This is a genomic window from Thermodesulfobacteriota bacterium, from assembly GCA_040757775.1.
In the GTDB taxonomy this organism is placed as follows: Bacteria; Desulfobacterota; UBA8473; order UBA8473; family UBA8473; genus UBA8473.
In genome coordinates, this window is the sequence record JBFLWQ010000023.1 from 39,368 (window position 1) to 55,863 (window position 16,496).

The following is a 16,496-nucleotide window of genomic DNA, read 5'->3' on the forward strand; positions in this document are numbered from 1 at the left end:
CCGTCTGATAAGGTAAACGTCTGGTTAACAGGCAAGTTTTAATATGTAACCTCCTCAGCTGAGGAGTAGGCATGGATTCAAGATTATAATTTAGCCCCTGCTAGAATAGATTTTCTCCTAGTGGGGTTTTTTGTTCTTAAGAACAAAAGGAGGATTTTTTAATGACCAGAAAACCAACATATAGAGAATTAGAAAACAAATTAGAGAGCATCGAGGCAGAAATAAGAAAACTAAGTTCTGCTGTTGAGCAATCTATAGATGGCATAGCCATAAGTGACTTAGAACTAAAACTGACATATGTGAACGATGCCTTTGCCAGAATGCATGGTTATTCTCCTGAACAGATTGTTGGAATGGACGCGTTGAGTCTGTTTGAAGATGGACAGGCAGATGGACATAAATTTGCTGTTGATCAAATAAAAACACATGGCTCGTGGAAGGGTGAGATAAAACATGTAAGAAAAGGTGGAGCCGCTTTTATCACACACATGTCTGTGATTTTATTGAAAGACGCTGCTGAAAAGCCTACAGGAGTTTTGTGGATCGCAAGGGACATTACCAAGCAAAAGCAGACAGAAGATGCAATGATGATAAGGGATAATGCTATAGCCTCGTCCATTAACGCGATCGTTTTATCTACCTTTGATGGATATATTATGTATGTAAATGATTCTTTTTTAAAAATGTGGGGATATGATGATGAAAAGGAGATTCTGGGAAGGCATAATGACGAACTGTGGGCGATGGAAGAGGATACTGTGGAGACTGTAGAAGCTCTGATTTCTGAAGGGAGCTGGATAGGAGAACTAAAAGGGAAAAGGAGAGACGGTTCACTGTTTGATGCCCAGGTTTCGTCAAGCTTTGTTAGGGACAAGGCAGGTAAGCGAATATGTTCGATGGGTTCATTTTTGGACGTTAGTGAAAAAAAAAGGGCAGAGCAGGCGCTAAGACAAAGAGAGGCAGATTTACAGATTAAGACTAAGAATCTTGAGGAGATGAATACTGCTTTAAAAGTCTTGCTGAGAAGGAGAGAGGAAGACAGAACGGAGATTGAAGAAAAGATATTGGTCAATGTGAAAGAGCTGGTATCCCCATTTTTAGAGAAGTTGAAGAGTACTAACTTGCATCCCAGGCAAATGGCATACATAGACATCCTTGAATCAAATCTTAAAGATATTGTTTCGCCATTTTCCCGCAAGTTGTCATCTGCATATTTAAGCCTTACCCCAGCAGAGATTCGGGTAGCTAATCTTGTGCAACAGGAAAAGACTGCAAAAGAAATAGCAAAATTGCTGAATGTGTCCACACGGACAATTGAGGCTCACAAAAAAAATTTAAGGGTGAAGCTTGGAATAAAAAACAAAAAGGCAAACCTTAAGTCCTACCTCTTGTCTCTATAATTCGTATTTTATATAAGTATTTTATACCCAATAATTTAGTATTGACTTTTGTTTCCAATGGGCTATTCTTGCTTAGGAAACAGTTATTCAAGGATAGAGAAGGCCTGACCTAAGGAAAGGTTATTTAAGAGAAGAACCACAATAACTAAACAATGAAGGAGGGTAACATGGCGGCATTAGAGGAGTTAACAGATTTATCGAAGGCTATTGAAAATACTTCTGTCTCTAAGTGGAAAGCACAGGGTAAGCCTATAGTTGGATATTTTTGTTCTTACGTGCCTGAGGAGATTATTCATGCAGCAGGTATCTTACCTTACCGTATCAAAGCAAGAGGATGTACTAAAACTACTGCGGCAGATACCTATTTATCCTCTGCAATGAACTGTTCGTTTACCCGGAGCTGTCTGGATCTAGCGCTTGAGGGGGAGTATGGATTTCTCGATGGGGTGGTATCCATGAACAGTTGTGAGCACATTCGGCGGGCGCATGATGTCTGGAAGCGTAAGATAGATATTCCCTATTTTCATTTTCTCAGTGTTCCACATAAGACTGATGAAGACGCAGTGGAATGGTATAGAGATGAGCTTCATAAGTTCAAAAAAAGTCTGGAGAGCGCCTTCAATGTTGTTATTACAGATGAAGCACTTGCGGATTCGATAAAGGTCTACAATGAGACACGGGATCTTCTCAAGAAGCTATACGGATTGCGTCGAGGTGATTCTCCTTCTATAACTGGTTCGGAAACCCTTGACGTTGTTGTGGCTGCCACTTCGGTTCGTAAGGAGGACTATAATGGGTTAATAAAGAGGCTGCTGGAAGAACTCAGTATTCGTAAGGGTGTCCCTAACCATAGATCAAGGTTGATGGTTATAGGGAGTGTAGTTGATGATCCTTCATATATAAAGCTTATTGAGGACCTTGGTAGTGTTGTGGTTGCTGATAACCTGTGCTTTGGCAGCAGGTATTTTTGGGAACCCGTTGACACTGGTAGTGATCCACTCGAGTCTTTGGCCCGCTCGTATCTGAGGCGTCCTGTATGTCCCCGTATGGCTGACGAGATTGTTAAGCTCTATACTTATACGCGTGACATGGCAGAGGAATTTCGTGTTGATGGTGTTATCATGGAGAGGATTCGCTGTTGTGATCTCTGGGGTGGAGCGACACTTCTTTTGGAAAGGAGACTGGGGGAGGACGGTATTCCTTTCTTGGTTATTGATCGCGAGTATGCAATGAGTGGAATGGGACAGATTAACACAAGGGTAGCAGCATTCTTGGAAATTATAGGGAGGGACTAAGATGGGAGAAAAGAACATACGTGAAATAGAGAAGATCCATAAAAACATGCAAGGGATGCTAGCGCATGTTGGGAAGAAATATCCTGAACAGAAATGGATGTACGAACCAATCGTAAAGTGTATTGAGCTTCTATATGAAGACTTGTTAAAAAACAAACCGGTAGCATGGTACTTCTTTCTTCTGACCCCGGAGTTGTTCCGTGCCATGGATATAGCCCCCTTCTCGGGGGAAGTTATAGGCTCGGTAATGGCGTCATATCCCGAAGGGGTCGTTAAATATGTTAATATTGCTGAAAAATGGGTTCCAGAGACCCTCTGTACCATAAACAAGTACACCCTTGGGGCTGCATTGTCTGGAGATTTTCCTGCTCCGGATATGCTCATCCATACGACAGCCCATCCCTGCGATTCTGCTAGTATCGTATATCCGGTTGTTTCTGATTATTTGCAGGTGCCTCAGTTCAGTTTGGATACACCTTACGGGGATGATGAGAGGAGCTACAAATATTATTCTCGTCAATTTTTAAAGTTGATCTCTTTTCTGGAAGAGCGCACAGGGCGGAAGTTAGACTTTGACAGGCTAAGGGAGGCAGTGGAATATTCTAACCAGGCGCAGGAGTATATGTTAAAGATCAATGAGCTCAGAAAAATAGTGCCCTGTCCTTGTCCCAGCCGTTCTTCTGCCACTGCCTTATCAGCGATTATGGGACTGGCCGGGACGCCCTTCCTGGTCGACTGGTACAAGAAGCAGTATGAAATGGTCTCTGAGAGGGTAGAGAAAAAGGAGGGAGTCGTTCCTGATGAGAAAATCAGGGTAGCCATGGTCTGGATAACTACCTTTTTCGACCTGGGAATTCTGGAGTGGATGGAAAAGGAGTATGGAGCCGTAGTTGTAATGGATCTGATATGTACGTGGACCGCTCAGCCCATAGAGGACACCTCGAGCCTGTCCAAGATAGTAGATGGTTTGGCGGCCAAGACATTGAGTGCCCCTATGGGAAGACACGGTCGGGGCCCCGTAGAGCCTTTGCTGGAAGAGGTTGTTGGAATATGCAGGGACTATAAAGCGGATGTAGCCATCTTTGCAGGGCATATTGGTTGCAAGTATGGCTGGGCGTCGGCAAAGCTGGTAAAGGATGTGATCCAGGAAGAGGTGGGGATTCCGAGTCTGTTTTTTGATTTTGATGCTTTCGATCCCAGGGTAGCGTCATCGGAGACGATTAAGTCTAAAATTGGGGAGTTTTTCGAGACGTATCTGTAAAGGGTAGGGTATCGCGAATAAATTCTAAAGTGTGAAAACAAAAGGTTTTGCCCCAATATGGTCAGGAACAGGATATGGCGGATTGGGGCATTTGTTAAGATATTGATTAAGAAACTTAGTCTTGAAGGCTATATTAAGGAGGTGGACCATGTACACAGATTTTTTGAAATTATGTGGGTATGAGGATACAGAACTAAAGAAGCAGATGCCCAGGATAGAAAAGGCATTTGGTATCCTTGGGATAGATGAGGAGGACATAAGCCGGGCAGAAAAACGTGTTCGGGAGAGCTTTAATGTTGATCTCGAGGGTATACGAAGGCTGCTTCGGGTATGGATGGAGGAGCTTGTATCATTGCCCCTGTGCCGGGAGGAGTATAAGAAAGTCATCTATAGTGACTGGCCTTTCCCCGGTGCGATGATGATGGCAGCCCACAGGCTGTCAGAGGATGTGTATATTGGTTCTATAGGAGAAATTATGAACGTCGGTATGGGGATGATCTTTGATAAACTCAGCCCTCTTCTAGAGGCAGGTGAGAAGACCGGGCTGGGGGTGGGAGAGGCACACTGTGCCCTATGGCAAACCCACATAGGCGCTATTGAAAAGGGGATGATACCCATACCTGATTTGATGATATCCTCTGGCTGGTATTGTGATCAGCCTGCGGAGGCTGACCAGCTTCTGGCTGAACTCTATGGTATTCCTACCGTCTATATGGACGGGGTCCTTGATGGCCAGTGGGGAGAATGGCCTAAAATAAACGAGAGGCTAACCAGATACGCAGGACGTCAACTGGAGAAAGTTTTTAAAAAGATCGAAGATGTGACGGGTTGTACGTTTACAGAAGAGGCGCGAAGAGATGGTCGTAGAGACCAGGCAAAGATTTTTTTCAATTTTAATACACTGGTAGAAACAGTGGGGAAAAGTGATCCCCAGGCTATCAGCCAGGCGGATGTTAACCTTCCGTTTTGGCTGACCGGTACCCCTATAAGGAAGAGGGAGGAGGCAAATAATGCCTTAACTATATTGATAAGAGAAACGAAAGAACGGGTGGAAAGAGGTGAAGGGGTTGTTGAAAAGGGTGCTCCCAGAATATACTTTGGACTCCGGATGGCGGTTGATGCCTCTATACTCAAAATGGTCGAAAGTTTGGGACTGGCTATGTCGGTTGTCTTTGTTGATTGGTTGACCCCCAGGGAACGAACAGAGAAAGGGAATGCCACCGAATATGGTCAAAAAGTTATGGAAGGTTGGTTTAGACGTGGCTGCCTCTATTCAGCGCAGGGAGCGATCGACTATTTTGCAGAGTACTGTAGAGAATGGAAGGTGGATGGGGCAATACTCTGTTATCCCTATTCATGTCGTCCGTATACTATTCCTCCTCTGATGTCAAAGAAGACACTTAAGGACAGGCTGGGTATCCCTGTGTTAGTCCTGGAGGGGGATGCCTACGATACCCGCAATTACAGTGCCGGCCAGTTAAGAACCAGGGTTGAAACATTTGCTGAACTGTTGAAGATGAGGAAGGCTTCTTAAAATTGACAGGACTCTAATTACAGGAATGGGAGTAGACCGGATGGAAAAGGAAGAATGGACGAAGGGTTACGAAGCCTCTTTGAAGAGATGTCCCGAGAGAAGGAGGGAATTTAAGACACTTTCAGGGATAACGAGGAAACCTATTTATACTGCGGAAGACCTGAAAGATTTTGATGGATCCAGAGACTTGGGATTGTCGGGTGAATATCCATACACCAGAGGTATTTATCCTTCCATGTATAGAGGGAGATTATTTTCAAGCAGATTCCTTGTTGGGATTCAAAGTCCTGAGGCATTCAATATTAGACAGAGACAGATGCTTGAAGCAGGGCAGAACGCTATCAATTTTGTTCCTTGCAGTTCGTATATTCGTGGTTATGATTCCGATGAAGTCGATCTGGAATTGGTTGGGAGAACAGGTACCCCAGTTGATTCTATGAAAGATATGGAGATTGCATTTAACGGTATCCCTTTAGACAGAGTGAGCTTTGCATTTCAAGAGCCTGGCCCGTTCATGTTAATAGCCTCAACATTTGCTATGGCAGAAAAACAGGGCATACCTCTTTCAAAAATACAGGGAACTACCGGTCAGAGCGATTTTTTATCCCATTATGTTGGTGCTCATCAGCTATTGAGATATAGTCTGGAAGGACATTTAAGGATACTGGTGGACCATGTAATATTTTGTACGAAGAATGCGCCTAAATGGAATCCTATTAGTATCATAGGCCAGCATTACTCACAAACAGGCGCAACGCCGGTTCAGGCTGTGGCATACGCATTGGCAAGCGCCATATTTAGCATTGATACACTTATAAAATCGGGGCTGGATGTGGATGATTTTGCTCCGAGAGTTTCTTTTGCTTTCGATGTGAGTGGTGATTTATTTGAAGAGGTGGCAAAATTTAGAGCAGTCAGAAGGATGTGGGCTAAGATAATGAAGGACAGGTTTCATGCCCGAAATCCGAAGTCCTGGTTAATGAGGTTTCACGCCCAGACGAGTGGTACGGAGTTGGTTCGACAGCAGCCGTTGAACAACGTAATTCGTGCATCTCTTCACACACTGGCGGCTGTGCTTGGAGGAGCCCAATCGATCCACACTGATGCCTATGATGAACCCTTGTGGACCCCTACTGAGCAATCACAACGAATAGCGGTAATGACACAGAACATCATAGCTGAAGAGAGTGGTGCAGCGGATGTTATTGATCCTCTGGGTGGTTCCTATTATGTTGAATCACTTACGAACGAAGTGGAAGATAGAGCCTGGGAATACATCAGAGCAATCGAGGAAATCGGGGGTATGTTTGAGGCTGTAAAGAGTGGATATATTCATAAAGAGATCGCAAAATCATCTATTGAATATCAACAGGAAGTTGAAAACGGTGAAAAAGTTGTTGTTGGTTTGAACAAATATCGTATTGAAGAAGAGGAATTGTCCGTACCGCAGAATAAGTTAAATTTAGAGGACGTTCAGAGACATATTAACAGGACAAAAAAGATGAAGGAGACAAGGGATCAGAAAAGGGCAAAAGATGCTATTAAAAGATTACGCAAAGCGGCGCTCGATCCTGAAAAGAACATATTTGAATCTGTAGTGGATGCAGTTAAAAATGATGTTACTAATTCTGAGATTGCTTCTGAGCTGAGGGATGTTTTTGGATATGGCAGACCCTTACCAATCTGAAACATTGAATGGAGATGATAAGCATGAAAAATATAAGAGTCTTGCTGACCAAGATAGGATTTGACGGGCATGACAGGGGTTTAAGGCTTGTGGCTTCGGCATTGAGAGATGGGGGAATAGAAGTAATTTATACAGGCCCCTGGCAGACGATTGAACAGGTTACAGAGACTGCCCTACAGGAGGATGTTGATGTAGTTGGCATAAGCAGTCTGGGGTATGATCATGTATTGATACCGAAGCTGTTAGAGCTTTTTAAAGAGAAGGAGATGGATAATATACTGGTTATAGTCGGGGGGATAATTGCCCCGGATGAGGTACCCGCCTTAAAGGATGCAGGTGTTGCCGAGGTATTTCATCCTGGTACAAAGCTGAGCAGCATTGTTGAATTCGTGAAGGAAAATGTGAGTATAAAGGAAGCCAATGGATAATTTAGGGCAAGGAGCAAGCGGTACTTAGAAGCCATCAAAAATAGCCGTCCATTCGATATTGTGGTTCAGTTAATGTATGTCGGTTTAAGACTGTCAACAAAATAAGGAGGCTTAAAAGAGCCATGGATATAGAGAAAATGGTGGAAGAATTTCGGCAGAGATTAGACTATCTGAGGAGCAAGCCCTCACGGGTAAAGAGTAAGGAGCAGTTTGCCCAGATTAAGCTTGACTACTTTGAAGAGCTGCGTGATGCCAGGAAGGAGGGTAAGCCCATAGTCTGGGTGGTCTGGTCTGTTCCCTCGGAGCTGATTGTCGCTATGGATTTAGCTGTTTTTGTACCGGAACAATATTCAATACAGATGTCCACAGTGAGTACTGACCTTACGCTAAATTACATTCAACTTGCTCAGATTCATGGTATGGCGGAGGAGATTTGCAGACCTCACCAGTCCACTACTGGTATGGCTATAGCCGGTGAGATAACGCCTCCTGATTGTCTGATCAGCTCAACAGTCCCCTGTGACAGCTATCTGATGCTGTTCGAGGTCTGCAGCAATATCTACAAGCGACCTGCCTATTATCTTCACATCCCTATGGATACTGGAGAGAAACTGCGTGATGAAGCGATTGTAGGCTATTACCAAAAACAGCTTGAAGGGTTAATAGAGTTTTTGGAGAAACACACAAATCGAAAAATGGATTATAGAAGGCTTAAGGAAACGGCCGAGCTATCACGAAGAACGCATAACTATCATGTCAGGATACAGCAAGAGTTAAGAAAGGTTGTTCCAGCGGCGCTCACCGGGAGGGAGGGGATATCGTTTTTTGGGATTTTGTACCACTGCCGGGGGCGTCAGGATGCGCTGGAGTACTATGAAACCCTGTATCAAGAGAGAAAGGAAAAAGCAGATAGAAAAGAAGCGCCTCTTGCCGAGGAAAAATACCGCATCGGCTGGATAGGTGCTCTACCTTATTGGAATTTGACACTGCTCGACTGGATCAAGAAAGAACACAACACAGAGGTTGTCTTGGATCTTAATAACTTTCTCCCTGAACCGATGATCGAGGAGGATACCGAGCCATTACGGATCATAGCAAAGAGGGTTTTGGGTTATCCTGGTTTAAGAGTGTGTTGGCCTTATAATACTTGGAGGGAGGAGTTCCTCAATAGCTGTAAAGAGTTTAAACTCGATGCATTCATCATATATAACCACTTCGGCTGCTCTAATATAGGGGGCGTATGTGGCCTGATGAGGGATGACCTGAGGAAGCAGATAGGCATTCCCACCTTAATCATGGATGGAGATCCCATAGACCCACGGGTAGTTTCCATCGAGGAGCAGAAGAGTAAAATCGAAGATTTTCTGGTTACTCTAAAGAAATAAAACTATGGTTCAGGAGAGTGCTAATGACTGATAAATTCAGGAATATACTTGAGAACAGATATGACGTCATAAAAGAAGAAGGGAAAGAGAAAAAGATTATCGGGTGGGTTTGCAGTTATGTCCCCCAGGAAATAATTTATGCTGCAGGGATGCTTCCGGTAAGGGTTGTGGGTGCCAGCATGGCAACTCCTAAAGCAGATGCAGTCCTTCACTCTAACGCGTGTTCTTTTATCCGTAGCTACATTGAAGAAGGGCGCAAAGGGTGCTACGATTTTCTGGATGGTTTCGTTGCCGCAGATGGCTGTATGCAAACCAGGCGTGCTTATGATATCTGGGCCAACTATGTGAGAACTCCCTTTGTTCACATTCTCAATCTGCCAAATTCAATTTCAGAGGTAACACTTGGCTTCTTCAAGAATGAACTGAGCGTATTTAAGGATAGGCTGGAGCATTTCTTTAATGTGAACATCTCAGAAGAGTCTTTAAATCAGGCTATTGATGTTCACAACAGGACGAGGTCTCTCCTGAAAAAATTATCTCTGCTGAGAATGGCTGATCCCCCTCCTATCTCAGGGGCAGAGGCTATGGCTGTTTTCATGGCGGGAGTGTTTATTAACAGGGCCCGGTATAATCGGCTTCTGGAAGAACTCCTGGAGCAGTTGAGTGCCGGACACGCCAAGCAGGTGAAGGATGGAAAGGTGAGGCTTTTACTTATAGGCAGTGAGCTTGACGATTTGGGGTTTATCAGGCTTGTTGAGGATTCAGGTGGTGTTGTAGTTGCAGATGACCTGTGCACAGGGACAAGGTATTTCTGGGAGCAGGTGAGTGAAACTAAAGCCCCTTTGGATGCACTAGGTGAATACTATCTCACCCGCAGTCCCTGTCCTCGTGTATCCCCGGCAGAAGGTAGGCTTAGGCATCTCAGGGAAATGGTAAAGATGTTTAAGGTCGACGGCGTCATTTTTCAGAAGATTAAGTGGTGTCACATTCATGGTGGGAGCTGTCCTGTAATCAAACAGGATATTGAGGATTTGGGCATCCCATTTCTGATGCTGGAGCGGGAATACATTGTGAGTCCGTCCGGTCAGCTGAGTACTCGGTTAGAGGCATTCTGCGAACTCATCAGGGGAATATAATAAGTACTAAATTCATACCCTTTTATCCTACTTTTGCACAACCAGCCTTTTTAAAGCCTCCAGATACTTTTCCCTGGTTTTTTCTATTATGTCTTCCGGCAATTCAGGGGGAGGGGGGGACTTATCCCAATTTATAGAAAGCAGGTAGTCTCTCAGGAACTGTTTATCGAAACTCTTCTGAGCTCTCCCTGGTTTATACTCATCTTTAGGCCAGAAACGGGAAGAGTCCGGGGTGAGGAGTTCATCTATCAGCATTAATACGCCGTTGAAAATTCCGAATTCAAATTTGGTGTCTGCAATGATTATTCCCTTGTCTTCCGCTACCATACTTCCTTTTTTATATATCTCCAGGCTTATCCTGGTTACCTCATCTGCAAGCCTATCCCCTATAATTTTTTTAATCTCTTGAATAGTTATATTCTCGTCATGGTGCCCTTTTTCTGCCTTGGTGGATGGGGTAAATATGGGTTCGTTCAGTCTGGAGGATTCCAGGAGCCCGCGAGGAAGCTGTATGCCACATACAGTATTTCCCTGCTGATACTCCTCCCATGCAGAACCTGCCAGATAACCACGGACCACGCATTCAACAGGCAAAGGTCTGGCTTTTTTTACTAACATACTTCTGCCTTCTAAAATATCTTTATATTCCTGACATTCTTGAGGAAAATCTCTAACATTGGCAGATACCAGATGGTTAGGCACTATATCGTTCATAACTTCAAACCAGTATTTCGAAATCCGGGTTAGCGTTTTCCCCTTATCGGGTATGCCGTTTTGCATAATTACGTCAAAGGCAGAAACCCTGTCCGTTGCTACTATCAATAGATGTTCACCCATATCATATATGTCTCTGACCTTCCCTCTTCCCAAAAGTTTGAGTCCTTTTAAATTCGTTTCAACTGTTACCTCTTTGGTCATCTAATAACCCCTTTCTTTGAAGATATTCTGCAAAAATGTATCTGTTTAAAAGAGTATCCCTGAGATGGAATTAATACCGAAGCGGAAATGGATACGCCTTCAAGGTTCTCACTGGGTTATGATTCCAATGATAGAAGAGAATCCACCACTCGTTCCAGGTGATGCACTGTATTGCATTCTCTGGCAAGATGGCAGCAGGGGAGGTATTTTTTCATCTCTGAATCGCCTGTGCCCCAGAACGACCGGGGCTCCGGGTTCAACCAGATAAGCCTCTTGCTCCTTTCATGCATCGATTTCAGGATGCCGGTTTGAGGGTCGCCGTAATTGTTCCGTGCATCTCCCAGGATAATTATTGTTGTCTTATTGGTGATAAGGGGAGACCAGTTTTCGTCGAAATCGCGTAATGCCTGCCCATAATCTGTTGGACCAAGTACGATACCCAGACCTATACCGCTTTGTAGCTTTACCAGTGCCTCTCCAACAGGATATTCATCGAAAATATGGGTTACCTCTATGAGATTAGAGCAGAAAATAAATGTCCGTATCCTTGCGAGTGACTTATTCAGGCTGTATAGAAATAATAACAGAAACCTTGCCACGGTTTCAACCGAACGACTGACATCACATATGGCAACAATATCCGGGCGGTCTACCTTCTTCTTTTTCCAGTGAATATCAAAAAGGATGCCTTGATAACTGATGTTGTTTCTCAGGGTTTTTCTGAAATCAAGGTGACCTCTTTTAGAGGTTTTCCTTCTTCTTGAATGAATGTCGTTAAGGCGTTTCACCATCTTCTGGATAATGGAATGCATGCGGTAAAAGTCTCTCTGCTCTAAATTGGACAGCTTGATACTTTTCAGGTAATCTTCAATCAAGTTTTCTGTTGCTGAAGGTGAATACAAGGCAAATTGCTGCTCTACAAAATCCTTTACATTTTCAAAGAGGTAGTCTTTGCCCTTCTCCAGTTTCTCCGCCATTTGTCTGGAGGAAAGAGTGTTCTTATGAAAAAGACGTTTGATGTCTTGATTCAGTCCATTCAATCCCATATGACGTAGAATTCTGTGAATGTAGAGTCCTTTCTGTGTAAAAAACTGCATCCCTGTGATACGGACTTCCCGTGCCGCCTCTCTTATTGAAGAAGCAAGCCCTCCAAGATCACCAGAGAGTATCATCTGAGAAAGGAGAGAATTCTCTTCCATTATATCTGGGGCAAGATTCTCTGGAAAATCACCTGTAGTTTCTGAGAAGGTGTCAAAGGAAAAAAACCTATAGAAACACTCCTCAAAGATTTCCTTTTCGTGAAGGGATTTTGCCAGGACAGCAGACAGGGAATCTTTAAAAACTTCCCTGTCATGATAACCTGTCAGCTTCACGGTATTCATAGCATCAATAGTCTCTGGTACTGATATTCTGGCTCCGGAACTGCGAAGTGCCAGGATAAAATCTTTCAGAATTTGTTCCATTTTTTAGATTGCAGCTTCTTTTATAGCTTTCCTGGTCATATCATAGAGATGTTCTTCAGCTACTTTAATATCTCCTTCAAATTTCAGGATGATATGGAGAGTTTCACTGATCAAATCCGAACTCAGTTTATCTGCATGAAGAAGGAGCATTACTCTTGCCCAATCAATAGTTTCGCTTATAGAAGGAATTTTCTTTAGATCCAGTTCTCTCAGTTGTTGGATGAAGGAAACCAGCTGGATCCTGAGCTTTTCTGAAATGCCGGGCACCCGAATACGGATGATCTCTCTTTCGAGTTCTGGGGCAGGGAGCGGGATAAAGAGGTGTAGACAGCGCCGTTTCAGTGCTTCACTCAGTTCTCTGGTATTATTGCTTGTCAGAAACACGAATGGCCTGGTTTCTGCATGGATGGTATCGATCTCCGGAATGGATACCTGAAAGTCTGAAAGAATTTCCAGCAAAAAAGCCTCGAATTCGTGGTCTGATTTGTCAATTTCATCTATCAGCAGCACAGCGCCGTCTTTTTGTTGTAGTGCCTTCAGTAGCGGTCTTGGCTCCAGGAAGGAGCGGGAAAAGAAGATGTCATTGTATTGATGAAGCTTGTCAATGGATGCTGAAAGTCCCTTTGCCCCCTTTAAGACATCATTGAGTTTATCCTTCAGCATCTGGGTATAAAGTAACTGCTTCCCATATTTCCATTCGTAGAGTGCCTTTGATTCGTCAAGCCCTTCATAGCATTGCATACGGATTAAAGGGGCGCCAAGAAAAGTTGCCGCCGTTTTAGCCAGTTCGGTTTTACCAACACCGGCCGGTCCCTCGACAAGGATAGGTTTCTCTAAATGATACGCAAGATATACAGTGGTAGCAATCTTTTTGCTGCAAATGTACTCTGCATTTTTAAGACCCTGCCGAACGTTTTCGATAGAGGCAAATTTTTTATCATGGAGCAAATTCATCAGATTCCTTTCGTGGGAGGGGCTTTGCCGATGCCTACTTCCGTTTCGACTTTTTCTATTTTATGCCTCTGGAGTAATTAATCATTATCGTGAGGTGTTTTTTAGTGGCATTCTCAATCTGTTGTATCTTTTTGGTAAATTCCGTATCATTGATTTTAATTTTCCTGAAAAAATTGGACTCATCAAGGTCGCCTTCAACAGATGCGCCAAATTTATAGGCTTCTGACTCATTTTTATAAATTTCTAACTCGTTTGAGTCTTTTCCCCTTAGTTCTTTCAATAAGCTGTTAACCTTGTTAACAAAAAGTTTTAGCTGATTGTTGTCGATAAGAATCTTAACCTGAAACGACTTCTCAATACTGGCTTTTGATCGAATATCATTAAATACTTTGGCATGTGTTAGTTCTTCTTTTGTTATTGTTTCCCAAAACTTCTTGACAGGATTCGTAAAATTATCGCATTCAGAGAAACATTGATATATCTTTGAAAGTCCAACTTCGATTTTAGCTAAATTTGCTAAAACCAGATCATGCTCTTTTGATAGCATTTGTCCTCCTTTCTATAGACCTTCTTTTGTGAATTGGTTGAGATTTTTAAAGGATTGAATCAATTCCTACCTGTTTCAGGTGTTCTAATTTCTGTATTAAGAAATAAATGTCCCTCCTGTTTGGCAATATACTCCCGTGTTGTGGCGCAATCATATTAATATCAAGATTTTTTATTTCACTCATTGCGTGCCTGAGTGATTTTTCACATGGCATTACTTTCCTATGAAATGTAAGGATATCTAGTAAAGGACAATAATCCTTTTCGTTTTTACAATTACTATAATCAGCACAAGTTATACAATCATTATCCAATTTAAGGAAGAGGTCCCATTTTGTCGAAAAACTGCCGAAAAGATCACTGGTAAATAGAGTTTTTGTTTTTACATCATACGTAACAAAGCTTCCTTGTGTATGGGCATAAGGGGTTTTTATGAATAGAAATGTCCGATTATTAAATGTGAAAGCGTAATTTCGGTTATCAATAGAGTCCAAGAGATAGTGTTTTTCTCTGTCAATATAATAGTTGATAAAGAAATTGCTGTTTATTTCAGAAAAGATTTTAAGATTTTTATTTTCACATATGTCGATCATATTTTGCATTGATCCACATAGATCAGGGTCATAATGTTGATAAATCAGCCCTACTATTTGATTTGGATCAACACCTGCCTGTAAGATCTTCCTTAAGACTATAGCAAAATCCGGACGGCTTCCTCCATCTATTAAAACTGCTTTGTCATCCTCAACAATCAGATACGGATTGCAGTGCAGATTTGATTTCTCTTCATAAAAGCCAACCCAGTAAATGCCTTCTTCTATCTTGATAGGTCTGTCATATTTTTCATGACTGTTCATCTGTTTCCCATAAATGTTTAATGTGTTATATCACAGTTCTTTTATAACAAAATAAGCCTTCATACTATCCTTGTTCTTTAAGCCTATTTCCCCTCTTTCCTCGAATTCAAAAAAATCACGGGTTTGCAGATATGTTTCCTCTGATATATTAACCTTTCCTTTCTCTCCCGATGATTCAAATCGTGAAGCTATATTTACATTGTCACCAAAGACGTCAAACTGCATCCGTTCTTTCCCTACTACCCCTGCCATTACTTTACCTGTATGAATACCTATGCGTATCTGAAACTCTTCCTCGCTTTCTCTGTTTAATGTTTCAACAACTTTTAGCAAGGCAAGCCCCGCTCTTACTGCCATAACAGCGTGTTCTTCAAATTCATCCGGAGCGCCAAAAACAGCCATATAGGAATCACCGATAGTCTTTATTTTTGTACCTTTAAAACGAGCTATTATACCATCAAAGTCAGAAAAGAGTTTATCCAATATCCCTATCAATACTTCACCTGAAATTCTTTCAGCCAGACGGGTAAAGCCCACAAAGTCAGAAAATAATATAGTACAATTATACAATCTAGGAGCAAACTGCCCTTCATATTTTATCTCTTCTGCAACCTTTGCTGGCAGGGTATTCTTTAGCAAAGAGTCTACCTTTCTTTCTAAAATAACATATTTTTGAATTACCTCTTTTAGAAGTTTCTTTTGTATACTATCATCTTCAATTATAGCAAGGGAATTCAAATAATCCATTACAATGCTGTTCGTTGATTCTGACTCGAGATTATTTTCTTTATATAGAGTCAATATTGTTTTTGTTTTCATTATATGCCGTTCTTTACAGCCCTAACTCCTTATCAATTCCCTGCATGGCTTTGAGACTCAGCTCTGCAAATTCCTCCAGGGGGATATTGAGCTTTTCACACTCTCTGATAAGCTCCCTGTCAACACTTCTGGCAAATTCCTTTTGTTTCATCCTTTTTAGTATGGATTTGGCTTTAACGCTGGTGATCTTCTTGTCAGGATAAACCAGGGTTGTCGCAACGATCAAACCGGTTATGCACTCGGCACAGGTCAGGGCAAAGTCGAAATCTGTATCACGTTGTATGCCCAGTGCGTCCCCATTGTGGGCTTTGATGGCCTGGATTATCTCGTGGTCAATACCTTTCCCCTCTAGTATCCTTGCTGTTTCCAGTGCATGCCTGGAAGGGGTGTCTTTTGTCTCTTCGTAGTCCAGATCATGTAAAAGCCCTGCAATACCCCAAGCATCAGCATTATAACCCAGTCTTTCCGCCAATGCCCTCATAATTACCTCTGTAGCAAAAGAGTGTTTTTGCAGGTTGTCCTTCTTCAGATATTCGCCCATAAGTGAAAGGGCACCTTCTCTATCAATACCTAAATCTTTTCTTCTTTCCATCTGATCTTCCCCGACCATCCTTACCTTTTCTGCTCTATTAGTTATTGTTTCAATTTTATTTAGGTCTTTATTTATAGCCGAAGTTCAGGGGGGAGAGTTCCGGGGAGAGAGTTCCGGAGACAGTATACCTAACTGCCCGTGTCTTTCTTTTTCGGCCCCGGCTTTTGCCGCCGCAAAACAAGGGAGACCAATCCTTCCACTCTCTCCAAAAAGGCTTCATC

At 42.7% G+C, this 16,496-nt stretch carries 15 protein-coding genes; 8 read left to right on the top strand and 7 right to left on the bottom strand.

The window, feature by feature from the left end; translation table 11 throughout:
- Positions 1-161: 161 nt before the first annotated feature.
- From AB1401_12740 to AB1401_12775, 8 genes are all read left to right on the top strand, one after another.
- Positions 162-1,400 carry a PAS domain S-box protein gene (locus AB1401_12740; GenBank protein ID MEW6616314.1) on the top strand — a complete coding sequence of 413 codons (1,239 nt, stop codon included), beginning with the start codon at positions 162-164 and terminating at the stop codon, positions 1,398-1,400.
- A 167-nt stretch (positions 1,401-1,567) separates the two neighbouring features.
- Complete coding sequence (locus AB1401_12745; GenBank protein ID MEW6616315.1) at positions 1,568-2,695, top strand: 2-hydroxyacyl-CoA dehydratase family protein; 1,128 nt, start codon at positions 1,568-1,570, stop codon at positions 2,693-2,695.
- 1 nt (position 2,696) lies between these two features.
- Positions 2,697-3,956, top strand: a complete 1,260-nt coding sequence (locus tag AB1401_12750; protein ID MEW6616316.1) for a 2-hydroxyacyl-CoA dehydratase family protein — start codon at positions 2,697-2,699, stop codon at positions 3,954-3,956.
- Positions 3,957-4,104: 148 nt separating this feature from the next.
- Entirely contained in the window at positions 4,105-5,490 is a 1,386-nt protein-coding gene (locus tag AB1401_12755; GenBank protein MEW6616317.1) for a 2-hydroxyacyl-CoA dehydratase family protein, read from the top strand.
- Between the two features lie 40 nt (positions 5,491-5,530).
- A complete protein-coding gene (locus tag AB1401_12760; protein MEW6616318.1) occupies positions 5,531-7,177 on the top strand; it encodes a methylmalonyl-CoA mutase family protein in 1,647 nt (548 codons plus the stop codon).
- Positions 7,178-7,191: 14 nt separating this feature from the next.
- The gene (locus AB1401_12765) at positions 7,192-7,605 is read left to right on the top strand and encodes a cobalamin-dependent protein (protein MEW6616319.1); all 414 of its coding nucleotides are present in this window, start codon (positions 7,192-7,194) and stop codon (positions 7,603-7,605) included.
- Between the two features lie 122 nt (positions 7,606-7,727).
- A complete protein-coding gene (locus tag AB1401_12770) occupies positions 7,728-8,990 on the top strand; it encodes a 2-hydroxyacyl-CoA dehydratase family protein (GenBank protein MEW6616320.1) in 1,263 nt (420 codons plus the stop codon).
- 23 nt (positions 8,991-9,013) lie between these two features.
- On the top strand, positions 9,014-10,126 hold the full coding sequence (locus tag AB1401_12775) for a 2-hydroxyacyl-CoA dehydratase family protein (GenBank protein MEW6616321.1): 1,113 nt from the start codon (positions 9,014-9,016) through the stop codon (positions 10,124-10,126).
- A 27-nt stretch (positions 10,127-10,153) separates the two neighbouring features.
- Here the strand turns inward: AB1401_12775 and AB1401_12780 are convergent, their stop codons facing one another.
- The 7 genes from AB1401_12780 to AB1401_12810 form a co-directional block, all read right to left on the bottom strand.
- Positions 10,154-11,044 carry a phosphoribosylaminoimidazolesuccinocarboxamide synthase gene (locus tag AB1401_12780; GenBank protein MEW6616322.1) on the bottom strand — a complete coding sequence of 297 codons (891 nt, stop codon included), beginning with the start codon at positions 11,042-11,044 and terminating at the stop codon, positions 10,154-10,156.
- A 116-nt stretch (positions 11,045-11,160) separates the two neighbouring features.
- Positions 11,161-12,507, bottom strand: coding sequence for a VWA domain-containing protein (locus AB1401_12785; GenBank protein ID MEW6616323.1), 1,347 nt, complete (start codon positions 12,505-12,507; stop codon positions 11,161-11,163).
- Between the two features lie 3 nt (positions 12,508-12,510).
- Positions 12,511-13,461, bottom strand: a complete 951-nt coding sequence (locus AB1401_12790) for a MoxR family ATPase (GenBank protein MEW6616324.1) — start codon at positions 13,459-13,461, stop codon at positions 12,511-12,513.
- Positions 13,462-13,516: 55 nt separating this feature from the next.
- Positions 13,517-14,008 carry a hypothetical protein gene (locus tag AB1401_12795; GenBank protein MEW6616325.1) on the bottom strand — a complete coding sequence of 164 codons (492 nt, stop codon included), beginning with the start codon at positions 14,006-14,008 and terminating at the stop codon, positions 13,517-13,519.
- A gap of 46 nt (positions 14,009-14,054) precedes the next feature.
- Positions 14,055-14,864, bottom strand: a complete 810-nt coding sequence (locus tag AB1401_12800; protein ID MEW6616326.1) for an MBL fold metallo-hydrolase — start codon at positions 14,862-14,864, stop codon at positions 14,055-14,057.
- Between the two features lie 30 nt (positions 14,865-14,894).
- Positions 14,895-15,683 carry an adenylate/guanylate cyclase domain-containing protein gene (locus tag AB1401_12805; GenBank protein MEW6616327.1) on the bottom strand — a complete coding sequence of 263 codons (789 nt, stop codon included), beginning with the start codon at positions 15,681-15,683 and terminating at the stop codon, positions 14,895-14,897.
- Positions 15,684-15,696: 13 nt separating this feature from the next.
- On the bottom strand, positions 15,697-16,275 hold the full coding sequence (locus AB1401_12810) for an HDIG domain-containing metalloprotein (GenBank protein MEW6616328.1): 579 nt from the start codon (positions 16,273-16,275) through the stop codon (positions 15,697-15,699).
- Positions 16,276-16,496: the final 221 nt, after the last annotated feature.